This window comes from Streptomyces sp. P6-2-1 (assembly GCF_050613165.1).
Taxonomy (GTDB): Bacteria; Actinomycetota; Actinomycetes; order Streptomycetales; family Streptomycetaceae; genus Streptomyces.
Genome location: NZ_CP192513.1, coordinates 1,021,704 through 1,031,395, shown reverse-complemented (window position 1 = coordinate 1,031,395; position 9,692 = coordinate 1,021,704). Strand labels below are relative to the sequence as shown.

Genomic DNA, 9,692 nt, shown 5'->3' with positions numbered 1-9,692 from the left:
GTCACTCGCCCCCGCCGCCCGCTGCCCGTCGCGGCCACCGCGCGAGCGCGAGTCCCGCGAGGCTCAGCGCCCCGACCGCGAGCACCCCGCCCCGCACGGACCACACGTGCAGCATGAGCATCCCCTGCGCCACGAGCAGCAGCAGCGCCAGCGCCCCGCCCACGGCGGCGAGGGCGCGGCCGAGCGGGTCCAGGCCGCGCAGCGCGAGCGCGAGGACGAGTGCGGGGGCGCCGAGCAGGAAGGCGGGCACGAGGACGGCCCGCAGCACGCCGAGTACGCCGTCGACGCCTCCCGTACCGCCGGAACCGCCCGTGCCCCGCCCGCCGCTGACGCCTCCGGCACCGCTCAGGGCCAGTGCCGCCCCGGCCGCCAGGACGACCGCGGCCGCCCCCGCGAGCAGGAACGGGACGCCCTCACCGCTCCCGCACCGCGCCCGTCTTCTCCCGGTGCGTCGTCTCTTCTCCTCAATCCGGTCTCTCGTGCCGCTCTTGATGCCCTTGGTCCCGATGGTGTGCATGGGCCGCTTTGCCCCCCGAAGCGCCGGATGCCGGGCTTCAATGTCGCGCAGTCCGCGCGGCCCGTCAAGGGAAGTCCTGAGCAACGGAGTTGAGGGGAGCGGTGGGCCTGTGGCGGTCGTGTGGCCCAAGGAGAAGACGAGTTGAAACCTGGCGCAGGTGAAACTTTCCGCCCGGTAACTTCTTGGCATGCACACTCCCGCGACACGGCTGTGGATGGTACGAACAGGAGCGCAGAAATCCTGCTACACGGAGGTCCCATGAGATTCCCCCGCGTCACCGCGATCGTGTCCTCGCTCCTCCTCGCCGCCGGTGCCACCCTCGCCTCGGCCGCCACCGCCCACGCCGCCGCCCCCACGGGCTACGTGGCACTCGGCGACTCCTACTCCTCCGGGGTCGGCTCCGGTTCCTACGACAGCGCCAGCGGCGACTGCAAGCGCAGTTCCAAGGCGTATCCCGTCCTGTGGAAGGACGCCCACTCACCCTCCAGCTTCAACTTCGACGCCTGCTCGGGCGCTCGTACGGGTGATGTTCTCGCCAACCAGCTCGGCCACCTCAGCGCCTCCACGGGCCTCGTGACGATCTCCATCGGCGGCAACGACGCCGGTTTCGCCGACGTCATGACGACGTGTGTCCTCCAGTCCACCGACACGTGCGTCGCCAAGGTCAACACCGCCCGCGCGTACGTGCAGAACACGCTCCCCGCGGCGCTCGACAACGTCTACAACCAGATCAGCGCCAGGGCCCCGCAGGCGAAGGTCGTCGTGCTCGGCTACCCGCGCTTCTACCAGCTCGACGGGTCCTGCATCGCGGGCCTCGCCGAGGCCGAGCGCGCCGCCATCAACGGCGCTGCCGACCTCCTCGACACCACCATCGCCGCCCGCGCCGCGAGCCACGGCTTCTCCTTCGGCGACGTCCGCAGCACCTTCGCCGGTCACGAGATCTGCTCCGGCGACTCCTGGCTGCACAGCGTCGACTGGCTCAACATCGGCGAGTCCTACCACCCCAAGCCGGCCGGCCAGTCCGGCGGTTACCTCCCGGCCCTGACGCGGTACGCCCCCTGACGGTCCCTTCGTGCACGGTGCGGGGCGTCCACGCCCGAACGCTACGCGCGTGGACGCCCCGCACCGCCGGGCTCAGCCCCGTACCAGCGACCACACCAGCAGCGCCGCGACCACGAGCACCGCGATCCCCGCGCCGAGCAGCGCGCGGCGCGCAGCGCTACGGGGCGTGCCGTACACGGACTCCTCCGGCGTGACCTGCGCCGGTCTCCCTCCGGCCGGGGCCGCGGTTGCCTGGCCCGTCGCTCCCGCGTGCGCCCCGCGCCCTCGCCCCGGCGCCGCGTCCCGCTCCTCCGCGGGCTCCCTGCCCTCGGCCACCTCGCGCAACTGCCGGGCCGCCCGTTCCGGTGAGATCCGCAGCGCCGGGTCCTTGCGCAGCAGCCCTTCGAGCACGGGTGCGAGCGGACCCGCCTGCGCCGGGCGCGGCAGCGGGTCCTCGACGGCGGCCCGTACGGCCGCGAGCGGGGTCGCGCCCCGGAACGGCGGATCGCCTTCGACGGCCGTCCACAGCACGACGCCGAGCGACCACAGATCCCCCGCGGGTCCCGGCTCCGCGCCCTCGGCGCGCTCCGGGGCGAGGCTCGCGGGAGAGCCGACGACCTCGCCCGCGAGAGTGAGCCCGCGCGCGCCGCGCAGCGCGGCGGTGCCGAAATCGGTGAGGACCACGCGGCCGTCGTTGCCGAGCAGGATGTTCGCCGGAGTGACGTCGCGGTGCACGACGCCGACCGCGTGCGCGGCACCGAGCGCGTCGAGCACCGCGAGCCCGACGCGGGCCGCGCGCGCGGGCGGCAGCGGCCCGTCCGCCGCGAGGGCGTCGGCGAGGCTCAGGCCGCGCACCAGCTCCATCACGATCCACGGCCGCCCCTCGGCCACGACGACGTCGTACACCGTGACGACACCCTGGTGCCCGGAGCGCGCCGCCGCCAGCGCCTCGCGCTCGACCCGCGCGTAGAGCCGCTCGCGCTCCGCCGCGTCCACGCCGACGGGGACCCGTACCTCCTTGACCGCGACCTCCCTGCGCAACTCCTCGTCCCGCGCCTGCCGCACCGTCCCCGTACCGCCCTCGCCCAGCACGGCACCGAGCCGGTACCTGCCCGCGAGCAGCCGCTCCCCCGCGGTCCCCGCCCCGGGACCTCTCACGTCGCTTCCGCCCATCGCCCCGCCTCTCGTCGCGCCGTCCACTGTGACGACCTGTGACCACCGTTCCCGCGCCGGGCCCGGACTACTCGGCGATACGCGGGATTCGGGGAGACCTGTCCCTATTTCCCCTCTCTGGTACGACTCGCCCGGGAATGCTCCTTCGGGAATGAGGATGCGTCAACCTCCTTACGGGGTAGGTGAATCACAGGACCGGGATACAAGGTGTCAGCCGGGGACGATAGGGTTACCCTGCCCGGGGCCGGGTGCCTGACGACGGGTGGGGAGTGACATGGAACAGATAACGGTCCGCAGCAGGCCACGCGTGCCTGCCATCACGTACGGGAGCGGGGCGAGCAGCTCACGGCTCGACCGGCACCTCGCGGTGCTCGGCGGTCCCGCCGTCCCGCAGCGCGAGGCGGCGGAGGCCACTTCCCTGATGCGCGAGATCACCTCGCGCAAGGCGGCGACCGGACCCGCGGCACAGCCCGACAGCAGGACGCGGATGAGCAAGGTCTCACTCCTCGCCCCGCTCAAGAAGCTGCGCCGTACCCTCTTCGGCGGGCGCTGACCGGGGCGAAGCCCCGGCCCACCACCCGAGCCGCCCAACCCCAGGACCGGCCGCCGCCCACCGGGCGCCGGCCGGCCCACACCCCCCGCCGCGCACCCACGGCCCGTCCCACCCTCCCCGCACCGAGCGCCGAGCCCCCGCCGCACCCACCCCGGCCCAGGGCCCATTCGGCGCGGAACCCACCGACGGCGGGGCGCGCCCGGTGCCGCACCCCGCCGTCGCGCCGTGTCGTCATACCCCGGTGACGGCACGCCACCCCCGTCGCCGGACCACGCGTCCGGGACGGGGCACCGGAGGCGAGGTCGTCGCGCCGTCCTCGCCCCGCCCCTGGGAGGGGCGCCGCGCCCCCTGGAACGGGCCCCGCGCACCGGTGACCGTCTCCCGCGAACCTGTCGCCGCCCGTGACGACGGAGTGGGGCGCGCGTGTCCGTGGCGGCCGTGGGCGACCAGGACCGATCCGCCCCGCCGTGCGCCGGGGGCGGCGCCCGGCCGCCTTTGCCCGCCGCCTGCTTGAGCCCCGGTGCCGACACCCGCCGCACCGCCGTGACCTGCCTCGATAAGGTGGCCGGGCCGGTCAGGTGTGAGGAAGGGTGGCGGGGATGAGTGGTGGCGGGGTGCTGCGGTGGGCCGAGTACCGGGCCGTGCCGTGGCGAAACGGTGGCGGCACGACGCGGGAGGTCGCTTCGGGCAGGGTGCGGGAAGCCGGTGGGGAGGAGTTCGACTGGCGGGTGAGCGTCGCCGACGTGGACGCGGGCGGCCCCTTCTCCGCGTTTCCCGGCGTCGATCGCGTGATCACCCTCGTCGAGGGCTCCGGCATGGTGCTCACCGTGGACGGGGAAGCGCCGCGCCTCGTCGAGCCCTTGGTCCCCTTCGCCTTCCCCGGTGACGCGCGGACGGACTGCCGCCTGGACGCCGGGGCCGTGCGCGACATGAACGTCATGACCCGCAGGGGACGCGCATCGGGACACGTGCGGATGGTGCGGGTCGACGAGGGCGGCACGGAGCTGACGGGCGCCGCGGGAGAGATCCTGCTCGCCCTGGCCGTCACCGAGGGCGTGGCCCTCGAAGGGCCGGACACCCCGCTCGGCCGTCTCGACAGCGTCCGGGCGACCCCGGGGCAGAGCCTCGCGCTGCGCGGCACGGGCACGGTCGCCGAGATCAGGATCACCCCCGAGCGCTGAGCCGCAGGGCGCGCGCCGGGGGCGCTACAGGAGCGCGAACTGCCCCTCCGGCCCCTCCTCGCGTGTCTCCAGGACGGTCGCAGGCCGCCGTGCCGCCGGGGGCACGGGGAGCACCCCGGCCGCCCGCAGTTCCCCCGCCCCGACCCGGGCGCCCCCGTACGCGCCCGCCTCGCCCGCCGCCGCGAACTCCGCGCACGTCGCCGCCCGTTCGGCGTGCAGCGTCAGGTCCGTGAGCAGCGCCAGGAGGTCGGAGGTCCACTCGCGGGGCCAGGCGCGCGGCACGATCGCCGCGAGGCCCCGCCGCGCGGGGTCGCTCACGCGGGCGCCGAACCACCGGGTGAGCACGCGTTCGCCTTCGCTGTGCGCCTCCCAGGCGGCGGGCGCGACAGGGGCGACCACGCCCGCTTCGCCCACGCGCAGGGCGTGGTCCCCGGACTCGTAGGCCAGCGCGGGGAGTTCGCCGCGCGGTGAGAGGTCCAGCGCCTCGCGCACCCACGGGCGGTGCCCGCCCGGCAGCCGGGGGCGCGGGCCCGCGTGCGCCCCGTGGCCGCGCAGCGCCACCTCGCGCAGCGCGCGCCCGAGCGCCGTACCTGCCGCCCACTCCTCGTACGTTCCCGGGAGCCGCACCCGCCGCCCCGTGGCCAGCAGCCAGTCGAGCACGTCGAGCGGGGTCACGGGCTGCCCGTAGCGGGCCGAGAGGTGGGCGAGGAGGCCGGGGGCGAGGTTGGGCTCGCGGCCTCCGGGGCGGCGGAAGAGCGGGTGGACGCGGCTGCCCGCGCCCGCGCCGAAGGGGAGGAGCGCGGTGACGGTGAGCCGCGGGGCGCGCGGGTTGTCCACGAGGAAGAGCTGCGAGGCGTCGGCGACGCGCCACAACTCCGGGCGCGGGGCGTCGACGAGGCGGTGGTCGGGGAGCAGGAAGCGCTCCTCGTACGGGCCGAAGGCGACCCGTACGGGCTCGGGAGCCGGGCCCGACTCGCGCGCGAGCCGCCCCGTCCCCGTGGACTGCCCCGGGAGTTGCGCGACCGCCGTGTGCAGGGTCCTGGCGCGGCTCGGCACCAGCAGCGCCTCACGCGCCTCCTCGTCGCGCGCGGCGATGAGCGCGGCCCAGCGGGCGCGCGCGGTGCCGGGGTCCGTGGCGAGCGGCCAGTCGCGCCCCGCGCGCGGCGCGGGGACCGACCACGGCAGGACGGCGTCCAGGGGCAGCGGCTCTTCGTCGCTCACACGGTCCTCCGTACGGTCCCTCACACGGCCCATCGTAGGCAGCGGGCAGGCCCGGGGCGCCCGGCCTCTGGCACCTGAAAACTAACGTCGCTAGTTTGGCTCGGGGCTGACCGGGGCCTTCCCGGCCACCTGCCCCGCGAACGCCGGGCGACGACCCGCCACGCCCAGCCGCGCCCAGGAACGCCGAGCAGTACAGAGGAACGCCGAGCAACGCCGAGGAACGGAGTCAGACCGTGGTGCGTGCAGCCGTCCAGCCCGCCGTCGGGGCACCCCTGGAGATCACCCGTATCGACCTGCCGGAACCGGGGCCGGGGCAGGTGAGGGTCCGGCTCGCGGCCGCCGGGGTCTGCCACTCGGACCTCTCGCTCTCCAACGGCACTCTGCGCGTGCCGCTGCCCGCCGTGCTCGGCCACGAGGGCTCGGGCACCGTCATCTCGATCGGCGAGGGGGTCGGGAGCGTCCGCCCAGGCGACCCCGTCGTCCTCAACTGGGCCCCGTCCTGCGGGACCTGTGCCGCGTGCGGGCGCGGCGACGTGTGGCTGTGCGAGAACGCGCTCACCGGCGCGGGGGCCGCGTACGCCCGTACCGAGGACGGCACGCGCCTGCACCCGGGGCTCAACGTCGCCGCCTTCGCCGAGGAGACGGTCGTCTCCGAGGCCTGCTTGCTGCCCGCGCCCGAGGGCGTCGCGCTCGACGAGGCCGCGCTGCTCGGCTGCGCGGTCCTCACCGGTTACGGGGCCGTGCACCACGCGGCGCGCGTGCGCGAGGGCGAGTCCGTCGTCGTGTTCGGCGCGGGCGGCGTCGGTCTCGCCGCGCTCCAGGGGGCGCGCATCGCGGGCGCGGGCACCGTCGTCGCTGTCGACGCGTCACCCGCGAAGGAGGACCTCGCCAGGCGGGCCGGGGCAACGGAGTTCGTCCGCGCCTCGGAGACGACGGCCAAGGAGGTGCGGGCCCTGACGGGCGGTGGCGCCGATGTCGCGATCGAGTGCGTGGGCCGGGCGGTGACGATCCGTACCGCCTGGGAGTCGACCCGGCGCGGCGGGCGCACCACGGTCGTCGGCATCGGCCCGGTCACCGACGAGGTCCGCTTCAACGCGCTCGAAATCTTCCACTGGGGCCGGACACTCTCCGGCTGCGTCTACGGCAACAGCGACCCGGCCGCCGACGTGCCCGTCCTCGGTGCCCACGTCCGCGCGGGCCGCCTCGACCTGAGCGCCCTCGTCACCGAGCGCATCCCGCTCGACGCCATCCCGGACGCCTTCACGGCGATGCGCGAGGGGAAGGGGGCGCGGGCGCTGGTCGTGTTCTGAGGGACGGCGGCAGGGGGTGCCCGTCCCCTGCCCTCAGGCCGGCAGTTCCACCGTCGACACGACCCGTACGAGGCACGGCCTGCGCGGAGTCTGCGCGAAGCCGAAGCGGGGCGGCGGAGCGAGCGGGCCGGGCGCGCCGAGGTCCTCGCCGTCCCAGCGCGCGCCCGCCGCGGCGAGTCCCCACAGGTCGCGCGCCGCGTACCACTCACGCCGCCCGTTCCCCGCCGTGCCGTACGTGCGCACGCCGGGGAGCAGACGTGCGGGCAGGTCGGTCAGCCGCGCCCAGCCGGGGCGCACGGCGAGCCCCGGCGGCACGGAACGGAGCAGCGCGCCGAGCGGGGTGCGCCCTCCCGCGCGCAGCCGCAGGCGCAGCGGGCCCGCCGTCACGGTCCACGCGGGCCCCTCCCGTACGACGTCGACCGGCACGAGGCGCACCTCGTCGAAGCGGTACGTGGTCGCGACGAACTCCGCGACGTCCGCGCGCGGCGCGAGCAGCACCCGGTGCCCGTCGGGACGCGCCACCATCACGTCGCCGAAGGCCCCGAAGGGTGAGCGCGGCCAGTGACCGAGCACGAGCCGGGTTCCCGAAGCGGTGCCGAGCCCGGCGATCCAGCCGTCGAAGCGGAGCCGGCGGGGCGGGGAGAAGGGGGTGGGCCGCGAAGCGCTCGTGCGGGGCGGGCGGCTCGTGGGGGTCATGCGGGTCATGCGGGTCATGCGGGTCATGCGGGGGAGTCTGACGGGCGGGCGGCGGCAGGCGCGGGAGCACGCGCGGGGTGCCGGGGCCGGGCGCCCGCTCAGCTCCTTGCGCCCGCTCAGCTCCCTGCCGCGCCCAGTTCCGCGTACTGCTTCTCGAAGCCGTCGAGCAGTGCCCGCAGGCCCGTCGTGAAGGCGCGTTCGTCGACCGTGCCGCCGCGTTCGGCGAGCAGGTGGGCCTGCCCGAGGTGGGGGTAGGCGGCGGGGTCGTAGGCGCTCTCGTCGGGGACGAAGCCGCCCGCGAAGGAGCCGAGCGCCGAGCCCACCACGTACCAGCGCAGCGCGGCACCGATCGACGTCGCCTGCGCGGGCGGCCAGCCCGCCTCGGTGAGCGCGCCGAACACCGCGTCGGCGAGCCGCAGTGCCGCCGGGCGGCGGCCGGGGCCGCGCGCGAGGACGGGGGCGAGGTGCGGGTGCCGGGCGAGCGCGGCGCGGTAGGAGTGGGCCCAGTCGTCGAGCGCGGTGCGCCAGGGGCGGCCGTCGTCGAACATCGACAGGTCGACCCGCGCGCTCACCGAGTCGGCGACCGCGTCGAGCAGCTCGTCCTTCGTGCCGAAGTGGTTGTAGAGCGACGGGCCGCTCACGCCGAGTGCGGCGGCGAGCCGGCGCGTGGAGAGCGCGGCGAGCCCCTCCGCGTCGACGAGCGCGCGGGCGGCTTCGACGATGCGCCCCGTGCTCAGGAGGGGCTTGCGCGGTCGGGCCATGCGGCACATAGTAGGGCCGGAAACAAAAACTAGCAGTGCTAATTAAAGGCTGCGGCGAAAGGTGGAGGCGCGGCGTGGACCTGCGGCTGAGCGAGGAACAGGAGGCGGCCCGCACGCTGGCGCGGGACTTCGTGGCACGCGAGGTGGTCCCGTACGTACGGGAGTGGGACCGTGCCGAGAGCGTTGATCGGGGGATCGTCGCGAAGCTCGGCGAGGTCGGCTTCCTCGGCCTGACGCTCGACGAGGAGTACGGCGGCAGCGGCGGCGACCACTTCACGTACTGCCTCGTGACGGAGGAGCTGGGCCGCGCCGACTCCTCGGTGCGCGGCATCGTCTCGGTCTCGCTCGGGCTCGTCGCCAAGACGCTCGCCGCGTGGGGCGACGAGGAGCAGAAGCGCCGCTGGCTGCCCGGGCTGACGAGCGGCCGGTACGTGGGCTGCTTCGCGCTCACCGAACCGGGTACCGGGTCCGACGCGGGCGCGCTCACGACGCGGGCCGTGCGCGACGGGGACGACTGGCTGCTGACCGGCGGCAAGATGTTCATCACCAACGGCACGTGGGCCGACCTGGCCCTCGTCTTCGCCCGCTCGAACGACGCGCCCGGGCACAAGGGCGTCTCCGCCTTCCTCGTCCCCACGGACACCCCCGGTTTCGGGCGCCGCACCCTGCACGGCAAGCTCGGCCTGCGCGGCCAGGCGACCGCCGAACTGACCCTCGACGGGGTGCGCGTACCGGACTCGGCGCTCCTCGGCCCGGAGGGCAAGGGCTTCTCGGTCGCCATGTCCGCGCTCGCCAAGGGCCGCATGTCGGTCGCCGCGGGCTGCGTCGGCATCGCGCAGGCCGCGCTCGACGCGGCACTCGGCTACGCCACGCGGCGCGAGCAGTTCGGCAAGCCCATCGCCGGCCACCAGCTCGTGCAGGAACTCCTCGCCGACATCGCGCTCGACGTCGACGCCGCCCGCCTGCTGACCTGGCGCGTCGCCGACCTCGTCGACCGGGGCGAGCCCTTCACCGGAGCGGCGTCGCGCGCCAAGCTCTTCGCCTCCGAGGCCGCGGTACGCGCCGCGAACAACGCGCTCCAGGTGCACGGCGGGTACGGGTACATCGACGAGTACCCGGTGGGCAAGCTCCTGCGCGACGCGCGCGTCATGACCCTCTACGAGGGCACGAGCCAGATCCAGAAGCTCCTGATCGGGCGGGAACTGACGGGGGTCTCGGCGTTCTGAGACCGGGGGTCTC

General features: G+C 75.5%; 10 protein-coding genes. 5 read left to right on the top strand and 5 right to left on the bottom strand.

Features of this window, described 5'->3' with window-relative positions:
• Position 1: 1 nt before the first annotated feature.
• A complete protein-coding gene (locus ACQYWQ_RS04645; protein WP_431032603.1) occupies positions 2-517 on the bottom strand; it encodes a hypothetical protein in 516 nt (171 codons plus the stop codon).
• Between the two features lie 258 nt (positions 518-775).
• Here ACQYWQ_RS04645 and ACQYWQ_RS04640 point away from each other — a divergent pair, with 258 nt between their 5' ends.
• Positions 776-1,579 carry an SGNH/GDSL hydrolase family protein gene (locus tag ACQYWQ_RS04640; RefSeq protein ID WP_431032602.1) on the top strand — a complete coding sequence of 268 codons (804 nt, stop codon included), beginning with the start codon at positions 776-778 and terminating at the stop codon, positions 1,577-1,579.
• A 72-nt stretch (positions 1,580-1,651) separates the two neighbouring features.
• On the opposite strand, the gene ACQYWQ_RS04635 is transcribed toward ACQYWQ_RS04640, so the two are convergent.
• On the bottom strand, positions 1,652-2,716 hold the full coding sequence (locus ACQYWQ_RS04635; RefSeq protein WP_431032601.1) for a serine/threonine-protein kinase: 1,065 nt from the start codon (positions 2,714-2,716) through the stop codon (positions 1,652-1,654).
• Positions 2,717-3,005: 289 nt separating this feature from the next.
• On the opposite strand from ACQYWQ_RS04635, the gene ACQYWQ_RS04630 reads away from it, so the two are divergent.
• The gene (locus tag ACQYWQ_RS04630; RefSeq protein WP_164284098.1) at positions 3,006-3,284 is read left to right on the top strand and encodes a hypothetical protein; all 279 of its coding nucleotides are present in this window, start codon (positions 3,006-3,008) and stop codon (positions 3,282-3,284) included.
• 599 nt (positions 3,285-3,883) lie between these two features.
• Positions 3,884-4,465, top strand: a complete 582-nt coding sequence (locus ACQYWQ_RS04625) for a HutD/Ves family protein (RefSeq protein WP_431032600.1) — start codon at positions 3,884-3,886, stop codon at positions 4,463-4,465.
• Positions 4,466-4,489: 24 nt separating this feature from the next.
• Here the strand turns inward: ACQYWQ_RS04625 and ACQYWQ_RS04620 are convergent, their stop codons facing one another.
• Positions 4,490-5,719, bottom strand: coding sequence for a type ISP restriction/modification enzyme (locus ACQYWQ_RS04620; RefSeq protein WP_431032599.1), 1,230 nt, complete (start codon positions 5,717-5,719; stop codon positions 4,490-4,492).
• 200 nt (positions 5,720-5,919) lie between these two features.
• On the opposite strand from ACQYWQ_RS04620, the gene ACQYWQ_RS04615 reads away from it, so the two are divergent.
• Entirely contained in the window at positions 5,920-6,996 is a 1,077-nt protein-coding gene (locus ACQYWQ_RS04615; protein WP_431032598.1) for a Zn-dependent alcohol dehydrogenase, read from the top strand.
• A gap of 33 nt (positions 6,997-7,029) precedes the next feature.
• Here ACQYWQ_RS04615 and ACQYWQ_RS04610 read toward each other — a convergent pair whose 3' ends face one another.
• Together ACQYWQ_RS04610 and ACQYWQ_RS04605 are read right to left on the bottom strand one after the other, a co-directional pair.
• Entirely contained in the window at positions 7,030-7,719 is a 690-nt protein-coding gene (locus ACQYWQ_RS04610; RefSeq protein WP_431032597.1) for a hypothetical protein, read from the bottom strand.
• Between the two features lie 89 nt (positions 7,720-7,808).
• Positions 7,809-8,453 (bottom strand): TetR/AcrR family transcriptional regulator, encoded by a 645-nt coding sequence (locus tag ACQYWQ_RS04605; protein ID WP_431032596.1) that lies wholly within the window; start codon positions 8,451-8,453, stop codon positions 7,809-7,811.
• Between the two features lie 74 nt (positions 8,454-8,527).
• Between ACQYWQ_RS04605 and ACQYWQ_RS04600 the strand changes: the two genes are divergently transcribed.
• Entirely contained in the window at positions 8,528-9,679 is a 1,152-nt protein-coding gene (locus ACQYWQ_RS04600) for an acyl-CoA dehydrogenase family protein (RefSeq protein WP_431032595.1), read from the top strand.
• Positions 9,680-9,692 lie beyond the last annotated feature (13 nt).